The sequence below is a fragment of the Isoptericola dokdonensis DS-3 genome (assembly GCF_001636295.1).
Lineage (GTDB): Bacteria > Actinomycetota > Actinomycetes > Actinomycetales > Cellulomonadaceae > Isoptericola > Isoptericola dokdonensis.
Genome location: NZ_CP014209.1, coordinates 1699658 through 1724385, shown reverse-complemented (window position 1 = coordinate 1724385; position 24728 = coordinate 1699658). Strand labels below are relative to the sequence as shown.

The 24728-nt window shown below is 72.3% G+C and carries 31 protein-coding genes; 26 read left to right on the top strand and 5 right to left on the bottom strand.

What is annotated here, in order from left to right; translation table 11 throughout:
* The first annotated feature begins 76 nt into the window (after positions 1-76).
* From rpsH to I598_RS08005, 16 genes are all read left to right on the top strand, one after another.
* Entirely contained in the window at positions 77-475 is a 399-nt protein-coding gene (gene rpsH, locus I598_RS08080) for a 30S ribosomal protein S8 (protein ID WP_068202519.1), read from the top strand.
* A 19-nt stretch (positions 476-494) separates the two neighbouring features.
* Complete coding sequence (rplF, locus tag I598_RS08075) at positions 495-1031, top strand: 50S ribosomal protein L6 (RefSeq protein WP_068202518.1); 537 nt, start codon at positions 495-497, stop codon at positions 1029-1031.
* Positions 1031-1402, top strand: a complete 372-nt coding sequence (rplR, locus tag I598_RS08070) for a 50S ribosomal protein L18 (RefSeq protein WP_068202517.1) — start codon at positions 1031-1033, stop codon at positions 1400-1402. The genes rplF and rplR overlap by 1 nt, the downstream gene beginning before the upstream one ends.
* Before the next feature lie 37 nt (positions 1403-1439).
* Positions 1440-2105, top strand: coding sequence for a 30S ribosomal protein S5 (gene rpsE, locus I598_RS08065; protein WP_068202516.1), 666 nt, complete (start codon positions 1440-1442; stop codon positions 2103-2105).
* Complete coding sequence (rpmD, locus tag I598_RS08060; RefSeq protein ID WP_068202515.1) at positions 2105-2287, top strand: 50S ribosomal protein L30; 183 nt, start codon at positions 2105-2107, stop codon at positions 2285-2287. The genes rpsE and rpmD overlap by 1 nt, the downstream gene beginning before the upstream one ends.
* 2 nt (positions 2288-2289) lie before the next feature.
* The gene (rplO, locus tag I598_RS08055; RefSeq protein ID WP_068202514.1) at positions 2290-2754 is read left to right on the top strand and encodes a 50S ribosomal protein L15; all 465 of its coding nucleotides are present in this window, start codon (positions 2290-2292) and stop codon (positions 2752-2754) included.
* 334 nt (positions 2755-3088) lie between these two features.
* Positions 3089-4387, top strand: coding sequence for a preprotein translocase subunit SecY (gene secY, locus I598_RS08050; protein ID WP_068202513.1), 1299 nt, complete (start codon positions 3089-3091; stop codon positions 4385-4387).
* An 80-nt stretch (positions 4388-4467) separates the two neighbouring features.
* Entirely contained in the window at positions 4468-5025 is a 558-nt protein-coding gene (locus I598_RS08045; RefSeq protein WP_068205133.1) for an adenylate kinase, read from the top strand.
* A 133-nt stretch (positions 5026-5158) separates the two neighbouring features.
* Positions 5159-5989 (top strand): type I methionyl aminopeptidase, encoded by an 831-nt coding sequence (gene map, locus I598_RS08040; RefSeq protein WP_068205132.1) that lies wholly within the window; start codon positions 5159-5161, stop codon positions 5987-5989.
* Positions 5990-6240: 251 nt separating this feature from the next.
* Complete coding sequence (gene infA / locus I598_RS08035) at positions 6241-6462, top strand: translation initiation factor IF-1 (protein WP_012877432.1); 222 nt, start codon at positions 6241-6243, stop codon at positions 6460-6462.
* An 81-nt stretch (positions 6463-6543) separates the two neighbouring features.
* Positions 6544-6657 carry a 50S ribosomal protein L36 gene (gene rpmJ, locus I598_RS08030; RefSeq protein ID WP_009740505.1) on the top strand — a complete coding sequence of 38 codons (114 nt, stop codon included), beginning with the start codon at positions 6544-6546 and terminating at the stop codon, positions 6655-6657.
* 163 nt (positions 6658-6820) lie between these two features.
* Positions 6821-7195: a 30S ribosomal protein S13 gene (gene rpsM / locus I598_RS08025; protein WP_068202512.1), complete on the top strand. Its 375-nt coding sequence runs from the start codon at positions 6821-6823 to the stop codon at positions 7193-7195.
* Between the two features lie 80 nt (positions 7196-7275).
* Positions 7276-7680 (top strand): 30S ribosomal protein S11, encoded by a 405-nt coding sequence (gene rpsK, locus I598_RS08020; protein ID WP_068202511.1) that lies wholly within the window; start codon positions 7276-7278, stop codon positions 7678-7680.
* Positions 7681-7819: 139 nt separating this feature from the next.
* Positions 7820-8833, top strand: a complete 1014-nt coding sequence (locus tag I598_RS08015) for a DNA-directed RNA polymerase subunit alpha (protein WP_068202510.1) — start codon at positions 7820-7822, stop codon at positions 8831-8833.
* Positions 8834-8909: 76 nt separating this feature from the next.
* Positions 8910-9428: a 50S ribosomal protein L17 gene (gene rplQ, locus I598_RS08010; protein WP_068202509.1), complete on the top strand. Its 519-nt coding sequence runs from the start codon at positions 8910-8912 to the stop codon at positions 9426-9428.
* 75 nt (positions 9429-9503) lie between these two features.
* Positions 9504-10226, top strand: a complete 723-nt coding sequence (locus I598_RS08005; RefSeq protein WP_068202508.1) for an alpha/beta fold hydrolase — start codon at positions 9504-9506, stop codon at positions 10224-10226.
* A gap of 7 nt (positions 10227-10233) precedes the next feature.
* Here the strand turns inward: I598_RS08005 and I598_RS08000 are convergent, their stop codons facing one another.
* Positions 10234-10992, bottom strand: coding sequence for an ROK family protein (locus I598_RS08000; protein WP_157557186.1), 759 nt, complete (start codon positions 10990-10992; stop codon positions 10234-10236).
* Between the two features lie 29 nt (positions 10993-11021).
* Between I598_RS08000 and truA the strand changes: the two genes are divergently transcribed.
* Positions 11022-11936 carry a tRNA pseudouridine(38-40) synthase TruA gene (gene truA / locus I598_RS07995; RefSeq protein WP_068202507.1) on the top strand — a complete coding sequence of 305 codons (915 nt, stop codon included), beginning with the start codon at positions 11022-11024 and terminating at the stop codon, positions 11934-11936.
* A 540-nt stretch (positions 11937-12476) separates the two neighbouring features.
* Here the strand turns inward: truA and I598_RS07990 are convergent.
* Positions 12477-12887, bottom strand: a complete 411-nt coding sequence (locus I598_RS07990) for a DUF5709 domain-containing protein (RefSeq protein WP_068202506.1) — start codon at positions 12885-12887, stop codon at positions 12477-12479.
* 305 nt (positions 12888-13192) lie between these two features.
* Here I598_RS07990 and rplM point away from each other — a divergent pair, with 305 nt between their 5' ends.
* The 5 genes from rplM (at position 13193) to I598_RS07965 (ending at position 17266) form a co-directional block, all read left to right on the top strand.
* The gene (gene rplM, locus I598_RS07985) at positions 13193-13642 is read left to right on the top strand and encodes a 50S ribosomal protein L13 (RefSeq protein ID WP_068202505.1); all 450 of its coding nucleotides are present in this window, start codon (positions 13193-13195) and stop codon (positions 13640-13642) included.
* 32 nt (positions 13643-13674) lie between these two features.
* Entirely contained in the window at positions 13675-14163 is a 489-nt protein-coding gene (gene rpsI, locus I598_RS07980) for a 30S ribosomal protein S9 (protein WP_068202504.1), read from the top strand.
* Between the two features lie 172 nt (positions 14164-14335).
* Positions 14336-15700: a phosphoglucosamine mutase gene (gene glmM / locus I598_RS07975; RefSeq protein ID WP_068202503.1), complete on the top strand. Its 1365-nt coding sequence runs from the start codon at positions 14336-14338 to the stop codon at positions 15698-15700.
* Positions 15697-16371: a peptide deformylase gene (locus I598_RS07970; RefSeq protein WP_083973056.1), complete on the top strand. Its 675-nt coding sequence runs from the start codon at positions 15697-15699 to the stop codon at positions 16369-16371. The genes glmM and I598_RS07970 overlap by 4 nt, the downstream gene beginning before the upstream one ends.
* 166 nt (positions 16372-16537) lie before the next feature.
* Positions 16538-17266: a DedA family protein gene (locus tag I598_RS07965; RefSeq protein ID WP_232314296.1), complete on the top strand. Its 729-nt coding sequence runs from the start codon at positions 16538-16540 to the stop codon at positions 17264-17266.
* Between the two features lie 3 nt (positions 17267-17269).
* Here the strand turns inward: I598_RS07965 and coaA are convergent, their stop codons facing one another.
* Complete coding sequence (coaA, locus tag I598_RS07960) at positions 17270-18247, bottom strand: type I pantothenate kinase (protein WP_068202502.1); 978 nt, start codon at positions 18245-18247, stop codon at positions 17270-17272.
* Between the two features lie 162 nt (positions 18248-18409).
* Between coaA and glmS the strand changes: the two genes are divergently transcribed.
* Positions 18410-20308, top strand: coding sequence for a glutamine--fructose-6-phosphate transaminase (isomerizing) (gene glmS / locus I598_RS07955; RefSeq protein ID WP_068202501.1), 1899 nt, complete (start codon positions 18410-18412; stop codon positions 20306-20308).
* Between the two features lie 37 nt (positions 20309-20345).
* On the top strand, positions 20346-20696 hold the full coding sequence (locus I598_RS07950) for a holo-ACP synthase (RefSeq protein ID WP_068202500.1): 351 nt from the start codon (positions 20346-20348) through the stop codon (positions 20694-20696).
* Between the two features lie 80 nt (positions 20697-20776).
* On the opposite strand, the gene I598_RS07945 is transcribed toward I598_RS07950, so the two are convergent.
* Positions 20777-21832: an LLM class F420-dependent oxidoreductase gene (locus I598_RS07945; protein WP_068202499.1), complete on the bottom strand. Its 1056-nt coding sequence runs from the start codon at positions 21830-21832 to the stop codon at positions 20777-20779.
* A gap of 57 nt (positions 21833-21889) precedes the next feature.
* Here I598_RS07945 and I598_RS07940 point away from each other — a divergent pair, with 57 nt between their 5' ends.
* Together I598_RS07940 and I598_RS07935 are read left to right on the top strand one after the other, a co-directional pair.
* The gene (locus tag I598_RS07940; RefSeq protein ID WP_068202498.1) at positions 21890-23488 is read left to right on the top strand and encodes an NAD(P)H-hydrate epimerase; all 1599 of its coding nucleotides are present in this window, start codon (positions 21890-21892) and stop codon (positions 23486-23488) included.
* A gap of 26 nt (positions 23489-23514) precedes the next feature.
* Positions 23515-23985 carry a GNAT family N-acetyltransferase gene (locus I598_RS07935; protein WP_083973052.1) on the top strand — a complete coding sequence of 157 codons (471 nt, stop codon included), beginning with the start codon at positions 23515-23517 and terminating at the stop codon, positions 23983-23985.
* On the opposite strand, the gene I598_RS07930 is transcribed toward I598_RS07935, so the two are convergent.
* Positions 23972-24688: an SDR family NAD(P)-dependent oxidoreductase gene (locus I598_RS07930; RefSeq protein WP_068202497.1), complete on the bottom strand. Its 717-nt coding sequence runs from the start codon at positions 24686-24688 to the stop codon at positions 23972-23974. The genes I598_RS07935 and I598_RS07930 overlap by 14 nt on opposite strands.
* Positions 24689-24728: the final 40 nt, after the last annotated feature.

The window sequence follows — 24728 nt, the reverse complement described above, 5'->3', positions numbered from 1 at the left end:
AACAACTACGCCGTAGGTCCGTGCGGTGCTCGACGAGCACCGCACGGATACCCCGGCGAGGAAGGGCTAGAGCCCGATGACTATGACCGACCCGATCGCAGACATGCTGACGCGTCTGCGTAACGCGAACTCGGCGCACCACGACACGGTCACCATGCCGTTCTCGAAGCTGAAGTCGCGTATCGCCGACATCCTCCAGGCCGAGGGCTACATCGCCGGCTGGTCCGTCGAGGACGCGACGGTGGGGCAGAACCTCACCATCGACCTCAAGTACGGCCCGAGCCGTGAGCGCGCCCTGACCGGCGTCCGCCGCGTGTCCAAGCCCGGCCTGCGTGTCTACGCGAAGTCCACCAACCTGCCCAAGGTCCTCGGCGGCCTCGGCGTTGCCATCCTGTCCACCTCTTCCGGCCTCCTGACGGACCGTCAGGCCCAGGCCAAGGGTGTGGGCGGCGAAGTCATCGCCTACGTCTGGTAATCGGAAAGGAGAGACGCCAATGTCTCGAATCGGCAAGCTCCCCGTTCCGGTCCCGGCCGGCGTGGACGTCACCATCAGCGGCGCGCTCGTGACCGTGAAGGGCCCCAAGGGTTCTCTCGAGCACACCGTCGCCACCCCCATCACCGTCGCCGAGGAGGACGGGACCCTCAAGGTCTCGCGCCCCGACGACGAGCGGAAGTCGCGTGCCCTGCACGGCCTGACCCGCACGCTTCTGGCCAACATGATCACCGGTGTGACCGACGGCTACGCCAAGAAGCTCGAGATCGTCGGCACCGGTTACCGCGTGACCGCCAAGGGCTCGGACCTCGAGTTCGCCCTCGGCTTCTCGCACCCGGTCCAGATCGCCGCGCCGGAGGGCATCACCTTCACGGTGGAGTCCCCGACGAAGTTCACCGTGGCCGGCATCGACAAGCAGCAGGTCGGCGAGGTCGCTGCGAACATCCGCAAGATCCGCAAGCCCGAGCCCTACAAGGGCAAGGGTGTGCGCTACGCCGACGAGGTCGTCCGTCGCAAGGTCGGAAAGGCTGGTAAGTGATGGCTCTCAAGATTCTGGGCAAGGGCAAGTCCGTCGCTCGCCAGCGCCGCCACCTTCGCCTCCGCAAGAAGATCAAGGGCACCGGGGTGCGTCCGCGCCTCGTCGTGACCCGTTCGTCGCGTCACATGGTGGCGCAGGTCGTGGACGACACGGTCGGCAAGACCCTGGCTTCCGCCTCGACGCTCGAGGCCGACCTGCGTGCGCTGGACGGCGACAAGACCGCCAAGGCCCGCAAGGTGGGCGAGCTCGTCGCCGAGCGTGCCAAGGCCGCCGGCATCGAGTCCGTCGTCTTCGACCGTGGTGGCAACAAGTACCACGGCCGGGTGGCTGCGGTCGCCGACGGCGCCCGCGAAGGCGGTCTGGCGCTGTGATCGACACGACGTACGCACGGAAGATGAGGATCCTCTGATGGCTGCAGGGCAGCGCAACACCGGCGCCCCCCAGGGCGCCAACGAGTCCAAGAACGACGGTCGTCGGTCCAACCGGCGCGACGACCGCCGCAACCCCCGCGGTGAGGAGAAGAGCGCGTTCGTCGAGCGCGTCGTCACCATCAACCGCGTGTCCAAGGTCGTCAAGGGCGGCCGCCGCTTCAGCTTCACCGCGCTGGTCGTGGTGGGCGACGGCGACGGCACCGTCGGTGTCGGCTACGGGAAGGCCAAGGAGGTGCCCGCGGCGATCGCCAAGGGCGTCGAGGAGGCGAAGAAGAACTTCTTCCGCGTCCCCCGCATCCAGGGCACCATCCCGCACCCCATCCAGGGTGAGAAGGCCGCCGGCGTGGTCTTCCTCCGTCCGGCCTCGCCGGGTACCGGTGTGATCGCCGGTGGTCCGGTGCGCGCCGTGCTGGAGTGCGCGGGCATCCACGACGTGCTGAGCAAGTCGCTCGGCTCGTCGAACGCGATCAACATCGTGCACGCCACCGTCGAGGCCCTCAAGGGTCTCGAGGAGCCGGCCGCCGTCGCCGCCCGTCGTGGTCTGCCGCTGGAGGACGTGGCCCCGGCCTCCCTCCTGCGTGCCCAGGCCGCGGGCCTCGCCGACAAGGCCGCGAAGAAGGCTGACGAGAAGGTGGGTGCGTGATGGCTCGTCTGAAGGTCACCCAGACCCGGTCCGCCATCGGCGGCAAGCAGAACCAGCGTGACACGCTGCGGACCCTCGGTCTCAAGCGGATCGGCGACACCGCCGTGAAGGAAGACCGTCCGGAGATCCGCGGCATGGTCGCCACGGTGGCGCATCTCGTCACCGTCGAGGAGGTCGACTGACAATGGCTGACAACACCGAGAAGGTGCAGCCGCTCAAGGTGCACCACCTGCGTCCGGCTCCCGGCGCCAAGAAGGCCAAGACCCGTGTGGGTCGTGGTGAGGCGTCGAAGGGCAAGACGGCAGGTCGCGGTACCAAGGGTACGAAGGCTCGCTACCAGGTCCCCGCACGCTTCGAGGGTGGGCAGATGCCTCTGCACATGCGCCTCCCGAAGCTGCGCGGGTTCAAGAACCCGTTCCGCGTCGAGTTCCAGGTCGTGAACCTGGACAAGCTCGCCGCGCTGTACCCCGAGGGTGGCTCCGTCACCGTCGAGGACCTCGTCGCCAAGGGCGCGGTCCGCAAGGGCCAGCCGGTGAAGGTGCTCGGCACGGGTGAGATCACCGTCAAGCTGGACGTCGCGGTCGACGCGCTGTCCGGCTCTGCCAAGGACAAGATCCTGGCGGCCGGCGGCTCGGTCTCCGAGGACTGAGAACGGACGCAGGGCCGGTGGTGCGCATGCGCCGCCGGCCCTGCGTGCTGTCCGGGCCGGTGACGGCCGTCGTGCGGCGCCCCGGCGCCGGACGGCGCCCTGCCGGTCTGCTAGGTTGCCAGCGGACGACAGTGGCCCGGGTCACTCCCTGAGGCACGTAGAATCCGTCACGGTCCGTTCCGCGCAGCGTGTGTGCGGGGCCGTCGGGAACCCCCCGACCGGACCACGACCGACCCGGGACGTCGGCGCCGCGGTGACTCCGCGACGACGCGCCCCACACCTCGCCGGCTCCGTCGGCGACACGACACCCCGCCCAGGCGGGTCAGGAGGATAGGTGCTCAGCGCATTCGGCCGGGCTTTCCGGACACCGGACCTGCGGCGCAAGCTGCTGTTCACGATCGCGATCATGGCGCTGTTCCGGGTGGGGTCGTTCATCCCGGCGCCGGGCGTGGACTACGTCAACGTGCAGCAGTGCGCGGCGGTGCTGGAGGACAGCACGTCGCTGCTCGGGCTCGTCAACACCTTCAGCGGCGGTGCGCTGCTGCAGCTGTCGATCTTCGCGCTCGGGATCATGCCCTACATCACGGCCAGCATCATCGTGCAGCTCCTGCGGGTCGTCATCCCGCGGTTCGAGGCCCTGCACAAGGAGGGCCAGTCGGGGCAGGCGAAGCTCACGCAGTACACCCGCTACCTGACGATCGCCCTGGCGATCCTGCAGTCCACGACCATCATCACGACGGCGCGCACGGGGCTGCTGTTCCCGGGCTGCGGCCTCGACGTGGTCGTCGACGACCGGTTCATGACCGCGGCGCTCATGGTGCTGACGATGACCGCCGGCACCGGCCTGGTCATGTGGCTCGGCGAGCTCATCACCGAGCGCGGCATCGGCAACGGCATGTCGCTGCTCATCTTCACGTCGATCGTCGCGAGCTTCCCGACGGCCCTCTGGTCGATCGCGGGCGGCGCGAACGGCGTCCTCAACTTCATCATCGTGCTGATCATGATCGTCCTGGTCATCGCGATGGTCGTCTTCGTCGAGCAGTCGCAGCGCCGGATCCCGGTGCAGTACGCGAAGCGCATGGTCGGCCGGCGCATGTACGGCGGGACGAGCACGTACATCCCGATCAAGATCAACATGGCGGGCGTCATCCCCGTCATCTTCGCCGCGTCGATCCTCGCCATCCCGGCGCTGCTCGCCCAGTTCGGCGACCAGAGCGCCGACTGGGTCATCTGGATCTCGAACAACCTGGCCCAGCAGGACCAGGGCCTGTACATCGTGATCTACATCGCGATGATCATCTTCTTCGCCTTCTTCTACACGTCGATCACGTTCAACCCGGACGAGGTCGCGGACAACATGAAGAAGTACGGGGGCTTCATCCCCGGTATCCGCGCCGGTCGGCCCACCGCCGAGTACCTGGACTTCGTGATCACCCGCATCACGTCCGCCGGCGCGCTCTATCTCGCCGTCGTCGCCCTCATCCCGACGCTGGTGCTGGTGATCCTCGGGGTCACCACGAACATCCCGTTCGGCGGCACCTCGATCCTCATCATCGTCGGTGTGGGCCTGGAGTTCGTGAAGCAGGTCAATGCTCAGCTCCAGCAGCGACACTACGAAGGGTTCCTCCGTTGACCGAGTCCACCACCCCGACCACCCGTCGTGAGCTCCACGGCACCCCGAACGCCGAGGGGCGGGTCACGCGCCTCGTGATCATGGGGCCGCAGGGCGCGGGCAAGGGCACGCAGGCCGCTCGCCTCGCCGAGGTGTTCGGCATCCCGGCGATCTCGACGGGTGACATCTTCCGGGCCAACATCAAGGGCGGCACGGAGCTCGGCCGGCTGGCGCAGGAGTACTCCGCCAAGGGCGAGCTCGTCCCCGACGAGGTCACGGACTCGATGGTCCGCGACCGTCTCGGCGAGGACGACGTCCAGGCCGGCTTCCTCCTCGACGGGTACCCGCGCAACGCGCACCAGGTCGAGGCGCTCGACGGGATCCTCACCGACCTCGGCTGGGACCTCGACGGCGTCATCGAGCTCACCGCGGACCGCGACGAGCTGCTCGCGCGCATCGCCAAGCGGGCCGAGATCGAGGGCCGTGAGGACGACACCCCGGACGCCATCGCGCGCCGCCTGGACATCTACGACGCCGAGACCGCCCCGCTGACGGCGGCCTACGCCGCGCGGGACCTGCTCGTGCAGGTCGACGGCATCGGTGAGATCACCGACGTCACCGACCGCATCGTCGCGGGGCTCGCGCAGCAGCTCGGCTGAGGTGTGCCCGTCACCGTCATCACCACGACGCCGTCCCGCCTCGCGCGGGGCGGCGTCGTGCTGCGCCCCGAGGAGTGCCGTGTTCCTGTCCCGTGACAAGGTCGAGCTGAAGTCGCTCGACCAGGTGCTGCTCATGCGCCGTGCCGGCCTGGTGGTCGCCGACGCGCTGGCGGCGGTGCGGGCCGCGGCCCGCCCGGGGATGACGACGGCGGACCTGGACGCCGTCGCGGCCGGCGTCATCGGCGCGGCCGGCGCGGATCCGTCGTTCCTCGGCTACCACGGCTTCCCCGCGACGATCTGCACGTCGGTCAACGAGGAGGTCGTGCACGGCATCCCCGGCGACCGGGTGCTGGCAGCGGGTGACGTCGTCTCGGTCGACTGCGGCGCGATCGTGGACGGCTGGCACGGCGACTCGGCCGTGACGTTCCTGCTCGGCGAGGACGGCGCCCACGACCCCGAGGACGCGGGGGAGGGGTTCGACCCCGGCGACGTGCTGCTGGTGCAGGCCACGCGGACGTCGATGTGGGCGGGGATCGCCGCCCTCGCGGGCGCACGGCGCGTCGGCGAGGTCGGGGACGCGGTGGAGGCCGCCGTCGAGCTGGCCGGCGACCTGCACGGCACCGAGCTCGGCATCGTGGAGGACTACACGGGCCACGGGATCGGGTCGGCGATGCACCAGCCGCCGGACGTCCTCAACTACCGGGCGTCGGGGGACCGGGGGCCGCGCGTGCGCCCCGGGATGTGCCTGGCGATCGAGCCGATGGTCACCCGGGGGTCCGCCGACACCCGGGTGCTGGCCGACGACTGGACGGTCGTGACGGTCGACGGCTCCCGGGCGGCCCACTGGGAGCACTCGGTGGCCGTCCTCGAGTCCGGCGTCGCGGTCCTGACGGCGCCGGACCTCGGCGCCGCAGGTCTGGAGCCCTTCGGCGTGACGCCGGTCGCGCTGGACGGGCTCGCGTGACCCCGCGACGGGTGTGACGTAGCACCGGCTTGCCCGACCGATCCGATGGAGTACGATGGTCAGTCGGGTGTAGTCCGTTCGTGAGCGCTCGTCCTTGGCACTCCTGCGAGAGATCGCGAGGACCGAGGTCGGCATCAGGGCGAGCGGAAGCACACGACCCACGTCCCCGAGACTCCCTGCGGTCTGCCGCAGCGGGTTCGAGGCCGTGGGTGCAGTCCGTCGAAAGACACAGACGAGAGTTAGCGGAGGACATGGCAAAAAAGGACGGTGTCATCGAGATCGAGGGCAGCGTGATCGAGGCTCTGCCGAACGCGATGTTCCGCGTGGAGCTGGCCAACGGTCACAAGGTCCTCGCCCACATCTCGGGCAAGATGCGTCAGCACTACATCCGGATCCTCCCCGAGGACCGGGTCGTGGTGGAGCTGAGCCCGTACGACCTGTCCCGTGGCCGGATCGTCTACCGCTACAAGTAGTCGTCATCCCCCACCCGATCGACATCGCCGCCTGCGCACCCGGTCCCTGACCGGTACTCAGGAGGCGGCGGAGGAACACTGATGAAGGTCAAGCCGAGCGTCAAGAAGATCTGCGACAAGTGCAAGGTGATTCGCCGGCACGGTCGCGTCATGGTGATCTGCGAGAACCTGCGCCACAAGCAGCGTCAGGGCTGAGCCCTCGCACCACCTGCGTCCAGCCTCCGGGCTGACGCCACCAGCGCACCAGCACGAACCTGCCTCACCGGCAGGGGAACCCTCGGTCCAGGGGCCGGGGCCCGCGATCCCGCGGGAGGCAGGTGCGAAGACCTCTGGACGAAGTACAGGAGCCGGAAGGCACATGGCACGTCTTATCGGCGTCGACCTCCCCCGTGACAAGCGGGTCGTGGTCGCGCTCACCTACATCTATGGCGTCGGCCGTACCCGCTCGGAGCAGGCTCTCGCCGCGACGGGCATCTCGGCGGACACGCGCGTGAAGGACCTCGGCGACGCCGAGCTCGTCTCGCTGCGCGACTTCCTGGAGGGCAACTTCCAGCTCGAGGGTGACCTCCGCCGTGAGGTCGCCGCCGACATCCGCCGCAAGGTCGAGATCGGCACCTACCAGGGTCTGCGTCACCGTCGCGGGCTGCCGGTGCGCGGTCAGCGCACCAAGACCAACGCGCGTACCCGCAAGGGCAAGAAGCGCACCGTCGCGGGCAAGAAGAAGGCCCGCTGACGTCAGCAGTCCGTGGAGCGGACCAGCGTCGCTGACGTCCGCCCCGGTCCGACGACCTCAGACCAGGAGATACCAAGCACATGCCTCCCAAGACTCGCTCCGCCGCTTCGCGCAAGCCGCGCCGCAAGGACAAGAAGAACGTCCCGCTCGGCCAGGCGCACATCAAGAGCACCTTCAACAACACGATCGTGTCGATCACCGACCCGTCGGGCGCCGTGATCTCGTGGGCCTCCGCCGGCCACGTCGGCTTCAAGGGCTCGCGCAAGTCGACCCCCTACGCCGCTCAGCTCGCTGCCGAGTCGGCCGCCCGCCGCGCTCAGGAGCACGGCGTCAAGAAGGTCGACGTCTTCGTCAAGGGCCCGGGTTCCGGTCGTGAGACCGCCATCCGCTCCCTCCAGGCGACCGGCATCGAGGTCGGCTCCATCCAGGACGTGACCCCGCAGGCGCACAACGGCTGCCGCCCGCCCAAGCGTCGCCGCGTCTGATCGTGTCCCGGCCGGCTGAGCCCAGGCTCGGCCGGCCGGACCCCTGCCCGGACGGGTGGACCGAATCCCGCCCGGGACCGCGTGACCCGCGGATCCGTGATGCGTCATATGGCGGACGCACACTGAAAGGACCAAACCAGTGCTCATCGCACAGCGCCCCTCGCTGACCGAAGAGGTCATCTCGGAGTACCGTTCGCGCTTCTCCATCGAGCCTCTCGAGCCGGGCTTCGGCTACACGCTCGGGAACTCGCTGCGTCGCACGCTGCTGTCGTCCATCCCGGGCGCGGCGGTCACCTCCATCCGCATCGACGGTGTGCTCCACGAGTTCACCACCGTGCCGGGTGTGAAGGAGGACGTCACCGAGATCATCCTCAACATCAAGAACATCGTCGTCTCCTCGGAGAACGACGAGCCGGTCGTGATGTACCTGCGCAAGCAGGGTGCCGGGGCGGCGACCGCGGCGGACATCGTCCCGCCCGCGGGCGTCGAGGTGCACAACCCGGACCTGCACATCGCCACCCTGAACGACGAGGGCAAGCTCGAGATCGAGCTCACCGTCGAGCGGGGCCGTGGCTACGTGTCCGCCGCGCAGAACAAGATGCCGGACGCCGAGATCGGCCGCATCCCCGTGGACTCGATCTACTCGCCGGTCCTCAAGGTCACGTACAAGGTCGAGGCGACCCGTGTCGAGCAGCGCACGGACTTCGACAAGCTGATCGTCGACGTCGAGTCGAAGCAGGCCATCGCGCCGCGCGACGCTCTCGCCTCGGCGGGCAAGACCCTCGTCGAGCTCTTCGGGCTGGCCCGTGAGCTCAACGTCGAGGCCGAGGGCATCGAGATCGGCCCGTCGCCGACGGACTCCGCGCTGGCCGCGGACCTGGCGCTGCCGATCGAGGAGCTCAACCTCACCATCCGCTCGTACAACTGCCTCAAGCGCGAGGGCATCCACCAGGTCGGTGAGCTCGTGGCGCGCAGCGAGGCGGACCTGCTCGACATCCGCAACTTCGGTGCCAAGTCGATCAACGAGGTCAAGGAGAAGCTGGCCGAGCTCGGCCTGGCCCTCAAGGACTCGCCGCTCGACTTCGACCCCACCGCTGCGCAGTACTACGGCGGGGACGACGACACCACCTACGGCGACGAGCAGTCGTACTGACGCTCTGCGCAGGCTGCGGCACCGCTCGACATGACGGGGCCGCGCGGCGCGGGACCACATCCAAGGAGAACCTGACATGCCTACCCCCACCAAGGGTCCGCGGCTCGGTGGCAGCCCGGCTCACCAGCGCCTGATCCTGGCGAACCTGACGACCGCGCTCTTCGAGCACGGCCGCATCACGACCACCGAGACCAAGGCCAAGCGCCTGCGTCCGCTGGCCGAGCGCCTCATCACGTTCGCGAAGCGCGGCGACCTGCACGCCCGTCGTCGCGTCCTGCGCATCGTGCGCGACAAGTCCGTGGTGCACACGCTGTTCACCGAGATCGCCCCGGCCATGGCCGAGCGCAACGGTGGCTACACCCGCATCACCAAGGTCGGCAACCGCAAGGGCGACAACGCCCCGATGGCGGTCATCGAGCTCGTGACCGAGCCGGTCAGCCCGAAGCAGGCCGTCGTCAAGGAGGCCACGAAGGCCACCGAGAAGGCCGCCGAGCCGGAGAAGGTCGAGGAGACCCCGGTCGCCGAGACCGAGGCCACCGAGACCGAGACCGCCGAGGTCGAGGCCCCCGAGGCCGAGGAGAAGAAGGAGGCCTGAGGCCTCCCTCCCTGCAGCACGTCGCAGAGCCCCGCACCGGTGGTGCGGGGCTCTCGTCGTCCCTACGGTGAACGCATGCTCCCCGTGGTGCTGCTGCACGGTTCGCGCACGTCCGCCACCATGTGGCGACGGCAGGTCGAGGCGCTGACCCGCCTCGACGTGCCGGTCGTCGCCGTGGACCTGCCCGGGCACGGCTCCCGGCGGGACGTCCGCTTCGGGCTCGACGACGCCGTCGACACCGTGCGGGTCGCCGTCGACGACGCCGGTGGCAGCGCCCTCGTCGTCGGGCTCTCCCTCGGCGGGTACGTGGCGATCGAGCACCGCGCCCGCCACCCCGAGCAGAGCGCCGGGCTCGTCGCCGCCTCCTGCTGCACCGACCCGGCCACCCCGCTGCGCGCCGGCTGGCTCCACCTGGCGCGCTGGATCGAGAGCTGGCCCGACAGCGGGGCCCGTCTCAACGAGCTCCTGGTGCGCGGCATGCTGGACGCGCAGTCCGGCGTCGACCTCGCCGCCGGGGGCTTCGCCCTCGACGCGATGGCCGACGTCCTGGCCGCGGTCGGCGGCATCGACGTCCGGGCCGCGCTGGGCGCCGCCACGAGCCCCGTCCGGCTCGTCAACGGTCAGTGGGACCACTTCCGCGGGCACGAGCGGTCGATGCTGGCCGCGGCACGCAGCAGCGGCGCCGACGCGCGCGTCGTCGTCGTCCCGCACGCCCGGCACCTCGTCAGCCTCGACCAGCCGGTCGCCTTCACCCGAGCCGTGCTGGAGGCGTACGACGCCGTCGGCGCCCGCGCGTGAGCCCGCGTCAGTCCACGAGGAGGTCCCAGGCGCGGACCCCGCCCGTGAGGGCCGCCGAGTTCGGCACGACGACGACGTCGTCGCCCAGCCGGTCCAGCGCCGAGCGCGTCAGCCGCCGGGAGTTTCCGCCGCCCAGGTACAACCGGTCCCACCAGAACACCGGCCGGAGCGCCTCGACGGCCGTCAGGACCCGGCGCGACCAGAGCCCGTCACCCAGCCGACGGCGCTCCGGCTCGCCCAACCACGCGTCGTAGGAGGTGCCGCGCCGCACCGGCGCCCGCGACCACTCCAGGTGCGGGGCGAGGCGGCCGCCGTCGAACAGCGCCGCACCCAGCCCGGTGCCGAGCGTGAGGACCAGCTCCAGCCCCGACGACGCGATGACGCCCGCACCGTGCACCTCCGCGTCGTTGAGGACCAGCGCCGGGACACCGAGCCGCTCCTGCAGCACGGCCCGCACGTCGAGGCTGCGCCAGCGCTCCACGAGCGCCGGGTCGACCCGGGAGCGCGGCCCCGAGCGCGTCACGTAGTGCGGGGTGTGCACGACCACGCCGTGCCGCACCATCCCCGGCATCCCGAGCGTCACCCGGCTCGCCCGTGGCAGCCGGGCGGCGATGTCCGCGACGACGCCCACCAGCCGCTCCGGCGGGAGCGGGTACGGCGTCGGCACCCGCACCGGTTCGGCGTGGGCCGTGCCCGCCCCGTCGAGGACGTTCGCCTTAATGCCGCTGCCGCCGCAGTCCACCGCCAGGGTCAGAGGAGCGCTCATGGCCCCCATCATCCGGGGACAATGGGTCCATGAGCACCCCGACGCCGGACGGCCCGGCACCCGACGACGTCCGCGTGCGGCTCGACCTGGCCTACGCGGGCACGCACTTCGCCGGCTGGGCCGCCCAGCCGCGCCTGCGCACCGTGCAGGGCGTCCTCGAGGACGCCCTCGCCACCGTGCTGCGCAGCGGGCCCACCGGGGCCGCGGCCCCCCGCCTCACCGTCGCCGGCCGCACCGACGCCGGGGTGCACGCCCGCGGCCAGGTCGCCCACGTCGACGTGCCGCGGGGCCCCTGGGAAGCGCTGCCCGGCCGGTCCGACCGGGAGCCCGGCCGTGCGCTCGTCGACCGCCTCGCCGGCGTCCTGCCGCCCGACGTCGTCGTGCACCGTGCCGCCGAGGCACCCGCCGGGTTCGACGCCCGGTTCTCCGCCGCCGCCCGCACCTACCGCTATCGCATCGCCGACGACCACGCGCTGCGCGACCCGCTCCGCCGGGAGTGGGTGCTGTGGAACCGCCGTCCCCTCGACGCCGCCGCGATGGACGCCGCGGTCCAGCCGATGCTCGGCCTCCACGACTTCGCCGCGTTCTGCAAGCCCCGTGACGGCGCCACCACCATCCGGGAGCTCAGCCGCTTCACCTGGGAGCGCCCCGACGCGGGGCCCGACGCCGGGCTCGTCGTCGCCACCGTCGTGGCGGACGCGTTCTGCCACTCCATGGTGCGTGCCCTCGTCGGCATCTCCCTCGCCGTGGGGGAGGGGCGCCGCGGCCCGGAGGCACCCGCGGAGGTCCTCGCCGGTCGGAACCGTTCCGCGGCGGCCGCGGTCGCCCCCGCCCGCGGGCTCACCCTCGAGAAGGTCGACTACCCGCCCGACGACGAGCTCGCCGCCCGCGCCACCCGCATCCGCGCTCGCCGCTCCGCCGACGAGGTCGCGCCACCACGCTGACCCCGCGGGGTCGCAGGTCTCGACGCGAGTCAGCGCACGTCGGCGCGAGTCAGCGCAGGGTGCGGCGAGTCAGCGCGAACCTCGTTCAGTCGGCGTGCGTCGGGTTCCGGACGGCGGAGGGTGCCGCGCGTCGTCGCGTTCACGGGCCCCAGGGGGCCCTCCACTTCGGGGTTGACGACGACGCGCGGCACCCTCCGCCGTCCTTCGGCGATGCGGTCGGGCGTCGTCCGGTGACGTCACCGGCGCCCGTGCTGACTCGCGCCGATGTGCGCTGACTGGCGCCGATGTGCGCTGACTGGCGCCGATGTGCGCTGACTGGCGCCGGCGAGCGCTGACTCGCGTGGAGCGGCCAGGCGACGAGAGCGAAGGCTGGGGGTGGGGTTCCGGGCGCGGTCGTCAGACCGGAAGCGGAGGGCCCCCTGGGGCCCGTGAGCGCGACCGCGCCCGGAACCCCACCCCCAGCCGTCACCGCCACTCAGCCGCCGTCACCGCCACTCAGCCGCCGTCACCGCCACTCAGCCGCCGTCACCGCCACACGGCTCAGGGCTCCTCGATCCAGTGGACGGCGGCCTCCTCCGCGGTCGCGCCGGCGCCGTCGACGCCCGCGTCGGTGCCGTACAGGTCGTTCGAGCGGCCGCCGTCGGCCCCGGGGTCCGCGTCGTCGTCCTCGACGAGCCGGCCGGCGCGGGTGGCGTCCGAGGGACGGTCGGGCACGTCCCACTCGTCCGGCTCCTCGGCGGCGAGACGCTGGTCGAGCGGCTCGCCGGCCGACTCCTCCCACGCGGTCTCGCCCCAGTGGTTCTTGCGGGGGCGCTCGGGCGGCGAGTAGCCCTCGTCGAGCAGGTCGCGCGTCCCCCGGTCGTCCAGGGTGTCCTCGTGGGGCAGCTGGTCGGTGTCGCCCTCGGCGCCCCACTCGGGGTCGGGGCGGGTGGCGGAGGTGTCGTCGCTCATCTCTCTACGGTGCACCCGGAGACGCCGTGCCGCAGCCCGGACCGTTACCCTGGAGGGCAAGCCCGGTCGGGCGCGGGCGCGGGTCCGGCAGGACGTGACCGACGTCGCTTTGACCCTCGCCGAACGGTGCGGCTAGACTGAACAGCCGTTGTGCTATGCCTCCGGCGTCCGGCGTCGTCCACGTTCCCACCGTTGCGACGACGCAAGGCCAGGACGCCATCTCAGGAGATACCCGCGCACAACACCCTGTTCATCGGGCGCCGCTTCTCGCCCGACGACTCCGAACACGAAAAGGTGACGCAACAGTGCGTACGTACACCCCGAAGCCCGGCGACGTCCAGGCCACCTGGCACGTCGTCGACGCTACCGACGTCGTCCTGGGCCGACTGGCCAGCCAGGTCGCCACGCTCCTGCGCGGGAAGCACAAGCCGACCTTCGCTCCGCACGTCGACGGCGGTGACTTCGTCATCGTCATCAACGCGGACAAGGTCGCCCTGTCCGGCAACAAGCGCGAGACGAAGCTGGCCTACCGCCACTCCGGCTACCCGGGCGGGCTCCGCTCCGTGAGCTACGGCGAGCTGCTCGACAACAACCCGGAGCGGGCCGTCGAGAAGGCCGTCCGGGGCATGCTCCCCAAGAACACGCTCGGGCGCGACCAGCTCAAGAAGCTGAAGGTCTACCGTGGCGCGGAGCACCCGCACGCGGCTCAGCAGCCCCAGCCGTTCGAGATCACCCAGGTTTCGCAGCAGGCCTGAGCCGCTGCCAGACGCGAAGCGAAGGAATTTCAGTGGCTGACACCACCGTCGACACCGAGCTGGACGAGAACACGCCCAGCAACTACACCACCGAGACCGCTGCCCCCGTGGCCAACGGCGGTCAGTCCATCACTGCCCCCGGGCAGGCGCTGGGCCGTCGCAAGGAGGCCGTGGCGCGCGTGCGCCTCGTCCCCGGCTCCGGCCAGTGGACGATCAACGGTCGCACCCTCGAGGACTACTTCCCGAACAAGGTGCACCAGCAGCTCGTCAACGACCCGCTGAAGCTGGTCGAGGTCGAGGGCCGTTTCGACGTCATCGCCCGCATCACCGGCGGTGGCCCCTCCGGCCAGGCCGGCGCGCTGCGCCTCGGGATCTCCCGTGCGCTGAACGAGATCGACCGTGACGCGAACCGTGCCGCCCTGAAGAAGGCCGGCTTCCTCACGCGTGACCCGCGTGCGGTGGAGAGCAAGAAGGCCGGTCTCAAGAAGGCCCGCAAGGCTCCGCAGTACTCGAAGCGCTGATCCTCAGTGCTTGGCGCACGGCCCCGTCGGAACTCGTTCCGGCGGGGCCGTCCGCGCGTCCGGGGCCGTGTCGCCCCGGGCCGTCCGGGCGGGTGCCCGGACCTCCGCTCCGACGACGAGCGGTTCGCAGCGGCACTCCGATCGACCGGGTGCCCGACGAGGAGGACAGCTGATGGGACGACTTTTCGGCACGGACGGGGTCCGTGGCCTGGCGAACCGGGACGTGACCGCGGCCCTCGCGCTCGACCTGGGCAGCGCCGCGGCGCACGTGCTCGGTGCCGGTGACGAGGGCGCGACGCACCGGCCGCGTGCCGTGGTCGCCCGGGACCCGCGGGTGTCCGGCGAGTTCCTGTCGGCGGCGGTCGCGGCGGGTCTGGCGAGCGCCGGCGTCGACGTCGTCAACCTGGGCGTGGTGCCCACGCCCGCGCTGGCCTACCTGGTCGGGGCGATGCACGCCGATCTCGGGGTCATGGTGTCGGCGTCGCACAACGCGATGCCGGACAACGGCATCAAGTTCTTCGCGCGCGGCGGGCTCAAGCTCGACGACCAGGTCGAGGACGAGATCGAGCAGCACCTGCACGTGCAGCGCGAGCTGCCGGTCGGTGCCGAGGTCGGCCGCATGCGGACCGACACCGGCATCGCCGCCCAGCAGTACGTCGACCACCTCACCGCCAGCATCGGCACGACGGCGGACCACCGCCCGCTGGAGGGCCTGCGCATCGCCGTGGACGCGGCGAACGGTGCCGCGAGCCAGATCGGGCCGGAGGCGCTGCGCGCGGCGGGTGCCGACGTCGTCGTCATCAACGCGAGCCCCGACGGCCGGAACATCAACGAGAAGGCGGGCTCCACCCACCCGGAGCAGCTCCAGGCGGTCGTCGTGGCGGCCGAGGCCGACTTCGGCGTCGCGTTCGACGGTGACGCGGACCGCTGTCTCGCGGTGGACCACGGCGGCGTGCTCGTCGACGGCGACCAGATCCTCGGCATCCTCGCCAAGGCCCTGAAGGACGAGGGGCGCCTCACCGGCGACACCCTCGTGGTGACGGTGATGAGCAACCTCGGTCTGCTGCTCGCCATGAAGAAGGCGGGCATCGCGACGCTGCAGACCGGCGTCGGCGACCGCTACGTCCTGGAGGCGATGCGCGCGGGCGGGTTCGGGCTCGGCGGCGAGCAGTCCGGTCACATCATCCTGGCCGAGCACGCCACCACCGGGGACGGCATCCTCACCGCGCTGCACCTGGCCGCCCGGGTGAAGGCGTCGGGCCGGCGTCTCGCCGACCTCGCCGCCGAGATCCCGCGCCTGCCCCAGACCCTCGTCAACGTCAAGGGCGTCGACCGCTCCCGGGCGGGCGACGACGACGGGGTCCTCGCCGCCGTCGCGCACGCGGAGTCGCTGCTGGGCGACACCGGCCGCGTGCTGCTGCGCCCGTCCGGCACGGAGCCGGTCGTGCGCGTGATGGTGGAGGCGGCGACGCAGACGCAGGCCGACGGCGTCGCGGAGACCCTCGCCGCCGTGGTGCGGGAGCGGCTGGCCCTGTGACCGGGTGGACGGGCGGCGTCGTGCCGGAGCTGCGCGACGCGGTGGCGGACCTGCTCGACGTCGCGTTCGCGCGGCCCGAGCAGCCGGGCGTGCTGCCGATCGTGCAGGCGGGCGACCCGGTGCTGCGCACCCCGGCCGCCCCGTACACGGGCCAGCTCGGTGACGAGCTGCCCCGGCTGGTCGAGGCGATGCGACGCACCATGCACGCCGCTCCCGGCGTGGGCCTCGCCGCGCCGCAGGTCGGTCTGGGGCTCGCGCTCGCCGTCTGCGAGGACCGCGGGCTCCCGGGCGACCCGCGCGAGCGCGCGGACCTCGGGTTCCGGGTGCTCGTCAACCCGCGGTACGAGCCGCTCCCGGCGGACGACGCCGGGCCGGTGTCCGTGGCGTTCTTCGAGGGCTGCCTGTCGGTCAGCGGCTGGCAGGCCGTCGTCGCCCGTCCCCGCCGGGTGCGCCTCACGGGTCAGGACGAGCACGGGGTGCCGTTCGACGACGTCCTGACCGGATGGTCCGCCCGCATCGTGCAGCACGAGACCGACCACCTCGGCGGGCGCCTGTACCTCGACGGCGCGGAGACGCGCTCGCTCACCTCGAACGACAACATGGTGCGGTTCTGGGCCGGCACCCCCGACCCGGCGCCCGCCGCGGCCGGGCTGGGCTTCGCTCTGCCCTGACGGCGTCGTGCTGCCGGGGTGAAACCTCTGTGAACGTTGGCTGTTCAGGGGACGACCCGGGACATCCCCGATACGGCGAGCGGCCCGTCGCCCCCTACGCTGGTCCCAGGCACCGCACGGTGCCACCCGCAGCCGGGTCCGTCCCGGCGGACGAACCGAGGACTGCGTGCTGGGACTGACCGCGATGCTCGACCAGGTCGAGGCCTGGATCCTGGACGTCGCCGCGTCCCTGTGGATCTATCCCGCGATGTTCGCCTCGGCGTTCATCGACGGGTTCTTCCCGCCCGTGCCCAGCGAGTCGGTGCTCGTCACCCTGGTGATCTCCGCGGAGGCGTCCGGGGTGCCGTGGATCTGGCTGATCGCCCCGATCGCCGGCATCGGTGCCTGGCTCGGCGACCAGGTCGCCTACATGCTCGGCCGGAGGTTCGGCACCGAACGCATCGGGATGCTCCGCTCGGCCCGCGGCCGCAAGGCGGTCTCGTGGGCGCGGCGCGCCCTGTCGCGGCGTGGTGCCGTCTTCATCATCGCCGCCCGGTACATCCCCGTGGGTCGCGTCGCGGTCAACATGACCGCCGGCGCCGTGGGGTACCCGCAGCGGCGCTTCACGACGTTCTCCGCCATCGCGGCGGTCCTGTGGGTCGGCTACTCGACGGCGATCGGCCTGGTGGCGGCCGAGGCGCTCGGCCACGACCCGCTCCTGGCGATGGTCGTCGGCGTGATCGGCGGCGGCGTGCTCGGCGTGCTCGTCGACCGGGTGGTGCAGATCTTCACGCCGCGCGAGGAGGTCCTGGAGGAGATGCGCGAGCACGCGCCGCTCCCCACGGAGAAGGACGTCGACGCGGCCGCGGCCGAGGCGGTGGCCGAGGCCGCCGCGACCGAGGACGCTACCCGCTGAGCCTCAGAGCTTGCGCAGCCGCACCCGCTGGACGGAGTGGTCGGCGCCCTTGGTCAGGACGAGCGTCGCCCGCCCCCGGGTGGGCAGCACGTTCTGCTCCAGGTTCGGGGCGTTGATCGACTCCCAGATGCTCAGCGCCCGCTCCGTCGCCTCCGCGTCGGACAGGTCGGCGTAGCGGCGGAAGTACGACTCGGGGCGGCTGAACGCCGTCCGCCGCAGCTTGAGGAACCGGTCGACGTACCACTGGCGCACGTTGCGGGTGCGCGCGTCGACGTAGATGGAGAAGTCGAAGAAGTCGCTCACGGCGAGCGTCGTGCCGTCCGACGTCGCCGGGCGGGCGGGCTGCAGCACGTTGAGCCCCTCGACGATGAGGACGTCCGGGCGGTGCACGACCTGCTCCTCGCCGGGCACGATGTCGTAGACGACGTGCGAGTAGACCGGTGCCCGGACCTCCGCCTGCCCCGCCTTGACCTTCGACAGGAACCGGATGAGCGCGCGGCGGTCGTACGACTCGGGGAAGCCCTTGCGGTCCATGAGCCCGCGGCGCGCCAGCTCCGCGTTGGGGTGGAGGAACCCGTCGGTCGTGATGAGCTCGACGTTCGGGGTGTCCGGCCAGCGCGCCATCATCTCGCGCAGCACGCGCGCCGTCGTCGACTTGCCGACGGCAACCGACCCGGCGACACCGATGACGTACGGGGTGCGGGGCGGGTCCTCGCCGAGGAACGTCGACGTCGCCCGGTGCAGCCCGGCGGTCGCCCGCACGTACAGGTTGAGCAGCCGGGACAGCGGCCGGTAGACGGCGTCGACCTCCGCGAGGTCGATGGGGTCGCCCAGGCCCCGCAGCCGCTCGACGTCCGCGTCGGTCAGCGGGAGCGGCGTCTGCTCGGACAGGCGGCTCCACGCGGCCCGGTCGAAGTCGACGTACGGGGAGGCGGGCGCGAACCGGGACAGGTGCTCGACCAGCGGGTTCGGCGCGGTCACCGGGGTGTCGGCGCCCGACGAGGAGGACGCGCTGGCAAGGGTCACCCGCCGATTCTGCCCGAGGCCGGGGTACCGGGCGCAAGCCCGCAGGTCTGCGGGGGCGGTCGGAGGGCCGGACAGGGGCACGTCGGAACGTGTCGCAGGCTCGGTAGACTCCTCGGCATGTGTGGGATCGTCGGCTACGCCGGAGCAGGCCTGGGTTCGTCCGAAGCGGTGGACGCGGAGCGTCTCGCCTCCGTGCGCCCGCTGGAGGTCGCGCTCGCGGGCCTCAAGCGTCTCGAGTACCGGGGGTACGACTCGGCGGGCGTCGCGCTCGTCGGCCCGGGGAGCGCGCAGGCCGCCTTCGCGAAGAAGGCCGGCAAGCTCGACAACCTCGTCTCGGAGATCGCCGCGCACCCGCTGCCCGACGCGACCGCCGCCATCGGGCACACCCGCTGGGCGACGCACGGCGGGCCCACGGACGTCAACGCGCACCCGCACCTCGCGGACGACGACCGCCTCGCCGTCATCCACAACGGGATCATCGAGAACTTCAGCGAGCTGCGCGCCGAGCTCGCGGCCGACGGTGCCGTCTTCCTGTCGGACACCGACACCGAGGTCGCCGCCCAGCTCCTCGCCCGCGAGTACCGCGCCGCCGGTGACCTGACCGCCGCGATGGCCGCCACGGCCCGCCGGCTCGACGGCACGTTCACGCTGCTCGCCGTGCACGCCGACGCCCCCGACACGGTGGTGGGCGCGCGGCACGACTCGCCGCTCGTCGTCGGGATCGGTGAGGGGGAGAACTTCCTCGGGTCCGACGTCGCCGCGTTCGTCGAGCACACCAAGGAGGCCCTGGAGCTCGGTCAGGACCAGATCGTCACCATCACCCCGGGCTCCGTCGAGGTGTCGGACTTCGACGGCAACCCTGCCGAGGGCCGCCGGTTCACCGTGGACTGGGACGCCGCCGCCGCCGAGAAGGGCGGCTTCGAGTCCTTTATGGACAAGGAGATCCACGACCAGCCGCACGCCGTCGCCGACACCCTGCTGGGCCGGACCGACACCGCGGGCCGGATCGTGCTCGACGACCTCCGCATCGACGAGTCCGTGCTGCGCAGCGTCGACAAGATCATCGTCATCGCGTGCGGCACCGCCGCCTACGCCGGGCACGTCGCCAAGTACGCCATCGAGCACTGGTGCCGCATCCCCGTCGAGGTCGAGCTCGCCCACGAGTTCCGCTACCGCGACCCCATCGTGGACGAGCGCACCCTCGTCGTGGCGATCTCGCAGTCCGGCGAGACGATGGACACCCTCATGGCCGTCCGCCACGCCCGCGAGCAGGGCGCCAAGGTCCTCGCGATCGTCAACACCAACGGCTCCACCATCCCGCGCGAGTCCGACGCCGTGCTCTACACGCACGCCGGCCCCGAGATCGCCGTGGCGTCCACCAAGGCGTTCCTCGCGCAGATCACCGCCGCGTACGTCCTCGGGCTCTACCTCGCGCAGCTGCGCGGCAACAAGTACCCCGACGAGGTCACGCAGATCATGGACGAGCTGCGGGACATGGCCCGCAAGGTCCAGACCGTCATCGAGCGCGGCGAGTACGTGCGGGCCACCGCACGCTCCATGAAGGACGCCGACAAGGTGCTGTTCCTCGGCCGGCACGTCGGCTACCCCGTCGCGATGGAGGGTGCGCTGAAGCTCAAGGAGCTCGCGTACATCCACGCGGAGGGCTTCGCCGCGGGCGAGCTCAAGCACGGCCCCATCGCGCTCATCGACGAGGGGCAGCCCGTGTTCGTCGTCGTGCCGTCGCCGCGCGGCCGCGACCAGCTGCACTCCAAGATGGTGTCGAACATCCAGGAGATCCGCGCCCGCGGTGCCCGCACCCTCGTCATCGCCGAGGACGGCGACGACGCGGTGCGCGCGTACGCCGACGAGATCTTCTGGATCCCGCAGGCGCCGTCCCTGCTCCAGCCGCTGCTCGCCGTCGTCCCGCTGCAGATCTTCGCGATGGCGCTGGCGTCCGCCAAGGGCCTCGACGTCGACCAGCCGCGCAACCTGGCCAAGTCCGTCACCGTCGAGTGACCTCGACCGCCACCGCAGGACGCAGAGGGGTGCGCGGATGATCGTCGGGGTGGGGATCGACGTCGTCGACGTCGAGCGCTTCATGGCGACCCTCGAGCGGACGCCGCGACTGCGGGAGAAGCTCTTCACGGAGGTCGAACGTGACCTGCCGGCGTCGTCCCTGGCGGCCCGGTTCGCCGCCAAGGAGGCGATCGCCAAGGCGCTCGGCGCCCCCGGGACGATGCACTGGCACGACGCCACCGTGCACCGCGTGGTCGGCGGGCCCCCGCAGGTCGAGCTGCGCGGGACGGTGCAGGCACGCGCCGACGAGCTCGGCGTGAAGCACTGGCACCTGTCGATCTCGCACGACGCCGGCATCGCCTCGGCGATGGTGGTCGCCGAAGGCTGACCCCCTTCGGTGCCGCCCGTGCGACGAGGGCCCGTCCGCCGCAGCGGACGGGCCCTCGTCGCATGCCCGGCGGGGAGCGGTCAGTCCTGGAGGTGGGGGACGACCTGGCGCTGGAAGAGCTCGATCTGGTCGCGGTCGGCGGCCGCGTTCGCGAAGTAGGTGATCGCGTACGTCATGCCACGGGCCTTGAGGTCGGTGAGGGTCTCGGCGATCTGCTCGGGCGTGCCGACGAGCGGCCCGTTGCGCCAGCTCTCGACCTCCTGCGCGCCCCGCTCGGCGGAGACGTGCTTCGTGTAGTGCGCCTCGATCCACGCGAGCTTGTCGTCGACCTCGGCCTGGTTCTCGCCGATGACGACGTTGTAGTTGGCGGACCGGGTGATCTCGTCGACGTCCCGCCCCAGGTCGCGGCAGTGGTCCGCGAGGATGCGGGACTTGTGGTCGAACTCGTCGGGCCGGCCCGCGAAGTTCGTGTACTGGGCGTGCTGCGCGGCGATGCGGAGCGTCTTCTTCTCGCCCCCGCCGGCGATCCACAGCGGGATGCTCGGCACCGCCGCACCCCCGTCGCCGACCGGGAGCTGCTGCAGCGGCTGCGGGTAGCACAGCGCCCCGTCGACCTGGTACCGCTCGCCGTCGAACCTGCCCGACGAGCCGGTGCGCCACATGCGCGTCATGATCTGCACGCCCTCGTCGAGGGCACGCAGGCGCTCGCCCGCCGTCGGGAAGCCGTAGCCGTACGCGCGCCACTCGTGCTCGTACCAGCCGGCACCGATGCCCATCTGGACGCGGCCCCCGGAGATGGCGTCCACCGTGGACGCGACCTTCGCGAGGTAGGTCGGCTCGCGGTACGCCATGCAGGTGCACATCTGGCCCAGCTTGACGCGCTGCGACGACGCCGCGAACGCCGCCATGAGCGACCACGCCTCGTGCGTCGCCTCGGTGCTCGGCACGGGGACGGTGTGGAAGTGGTCGTACACCCAGACCGAGTCCCACGCCCAGTCGCCGCCCGGGACCGCCTCCCCGGACGCGGCGTTGTCGGCGTAGTGGAGGAGGGAGAGCATCGTCTCCCAGTGCTGCTCCGGGGGGACGTCGGTGAGCGACATCCGCCAGCCCTGCGGGATGAAGAGTCCGAATCGCATGCCTCGACCCTATTCCCCTGACTGCGCGAGCGCGCCTGGCGGGGGAGGATCGGCCCCATGATCCGTGCCTGGTCCGCGACCGACGTCCGCGCCGCCGAGGAGCCGCTGCTGGCCGCGGGGGTGCCGCTCATGGAGAGGGCCGCGTTCGCGCTGGCGACCACGGTCCTGGCGGACCTGCGGGCCCGACGACGGTCCGTCCGCGGCGCGCACGTGGTCGTCCTGGCGGGGGCGGGCAACAACGGCGGCGACGCGCTGCACGCGGGCGCGCACCTCGCGCGCCGCGGGCTGGCGGTCGTCGCGGTCCTGGCGGCCGAGCGGGTGCACGACGGCGGGCTCGCCGCGCTGCGCGCCGCCGGCGGGCGCACGGTGGACGTCGCCTCCGATGCCGGACGGGTCCGGTCCGTGGTCCATGACGTCGCCGGGGCCGACGTCGTGCTCGACGGGCTCGTCGGGATCGGTGCGTGCGGGCCGCTGCGGGGGACGGGGGGCGACGTCGTGCGAGCCCTGGTCGCCGACGGGCTGCCCGGCGTGCCCGGCGACGCGACGGGTGGCCCCGCTGACCATGGCCCGGTGACCGGCAGGCCCTGGGTCGTGGCGGTCGACGTCCCGTCCGGGATCGGCGTCGACGACGGCACCGTCCCCGGTCCCGTGCTGCGCGCCGACCGGACGGTGACCTTCGGCGCCGCCAAGCCCGGGCTCCTGCTGCCCCCGGCCGCGCACCTGGTGGGCGACATCAGCGTCGTCGACATCGGGCTGCACCTGGCGGGTGCCCCGGCCGTGCGGCGGCTCGCCGCCGAGGACGTCGCGGCCGCCTGGCCCGTCCCCGGCCCCGCGGACCACAAGTACACGCGCGGCGTCGTCGGCGTCGTCGCCGGGACCGCCACCTATCCCGGGGCGGCCGTGCTCGCGACCACCGCCGCCGCCCGCACCGGCGCGGGGATGGTGCGCTACCGCGGCTCGGACGTCGTAGCCCGCGCGGTGCTCGCGGCCCGCCCCGAGGTCGTCACCGCCCCCGGGCGCGTCCAGTCGTGGGTGGTCGGGCCCGGGGTCCCGCCCGCGGCCGACGACGCCGACGACGGGCAGACCGCCCGCGGCCGGGCCGGCCTCGCCGCCGCGCGCGGCGAGCTCGCCGGGCTGTCCCGCGGCCCGGTGCCCGCCGTCCTCGACGCCGGCGGGCTCGGCCTCGTCGAGGAGAGGTGCCCGCCCTGGTTCGTCCTCACCCCGCACGCCGGGGAGCTGCGGACCGTGCTGCGTCGTCACGGCGTCGACGTGCACCGGGCCGACGTCGAGGCGGAACCCCTGCGGTGGACCCGCCGCGCCCACGAGCTCACCGGCGCGACCGTCCTGCTCAAGGGCGCGGTCACCGTCGTCGTCGGCCCCGGCGTCGTCTACGCCCAGGCGGACGCCCCCGCCTGGCTCGGCACCGCCGGTGCCGGGGACGTCCTTGCCGGGATCCTCGGCGCGATGCTCGCCGGGCGGGCCGCCGCCGTCGTCGCCGACCCGGCGCTCGCCGCCGAGGTCGCGGCCGCCGCGGCGCTCGTGCACGGCCTCGCCGCTGAGCGGGCGACCCCCGGAGGACCGGTCACCGCGCTGGACGTCGCCGACGCCGTGCCCGGCACCGTCGCGGACCTGCTCACGCTCCGGGCCGCACCGTGACCCCGGGCCCCCAGGAGGCCTGTGGGGTGCGCACCGCGACCGTCGCGGACCTGGCCGCGGTCGAGCGGGTCGAGCAGGCCGCGGAACGCTCCGTGCAGATCGAGTCGGTGCGGGCGGCGATCCTCGACCCCGGGCGGACCGTGGTCGTCGCGGTCGTCGACGGCGAGGTCGTCGGCTGGGCCAAGACGCACCTCTACCCGGACGCCGACGGCCCCGCGCCCGCCGGGCACTACCTCGGCGGTGTGACGGTGGCCCCCGAGCACCGGCGGCAGGGGGTCGGGGCCGCGCTCACCGAGGCTCGGCTGGCCTGGCTCGCCCCGCGCACCGCCGCCGTCCACTACCTCGTCAACGCCGCGAACACGGCGTCGATCGAGCTGCACCGGCGGTGGGGCTTTCGCGAGGTGGCACGGGCGTCGTCGTTCCACCGGGTGCCGTTCGCCGGGGGTGTCGGGCTGCTCATGACGGCCGACCTGCGGCCGGGGGTCAGCGTGTCGTGAACGCACCGCCGTCGACGTGCAGCGTCTGGCCGGTGACGTGCCGGGCGCCGGGGGAGGCGAGGAACTCGACCAGCGCTGCGATGTCCTCCGGGCGTCCGGCCCGCCGGTCGTGCGTGGAGGCGATCAGCGACTCGCGGCGCTGGTCGGTCAGCCGGCCCTTGAAGTAGCCCGTGTCCGCGACGTAGCCGGGCGCGACGCAGTTGGCGGTGATGCCGCGCGGGCCGACCCGTGCGGAGAGGCCGGCCGTCCAGGCCTGGACGGCGGCCTTCGCGACGCCGTACGAGGTGCCCGCGTACTCCGCGCCGATGGAGCCGACCGTGACGATCGTGCCGGCGGAGGGCATGGTCGGCGCGACCGCGGTCACGACGAGGACGGTGCTGAGCAGGTTGGCGTCGAGGTTCGCGCGCCAGGAGCGGGCGACGTCGGAGAGGGACTCGCCGGGTGGGGCGTCGAAGTCGGTGTTGCCGCCGGCGGTTGCCACGAGGACGTCGACCGGTCCGACGTGGGCGGCGAGCCTCACGACGTCGTCCGGGTCGGCGACGTCGCAGGCATGCCCGGTGGCGCCGGTCTCGGCAGCCGCGACGTCGAGCGAGGCGTGGTGCCGGCCGGTGAGGTGGACGTCGTCCCCGGCGGAGACGAAGGAGCGGACGACGGCGCGGCCGATGCCGCCGGAGCCGCCGGTGACGAGAACGGTGCGAGACATGGGGAACCTCCTATGTTTAGATCTAAACACAGGAGGTCGG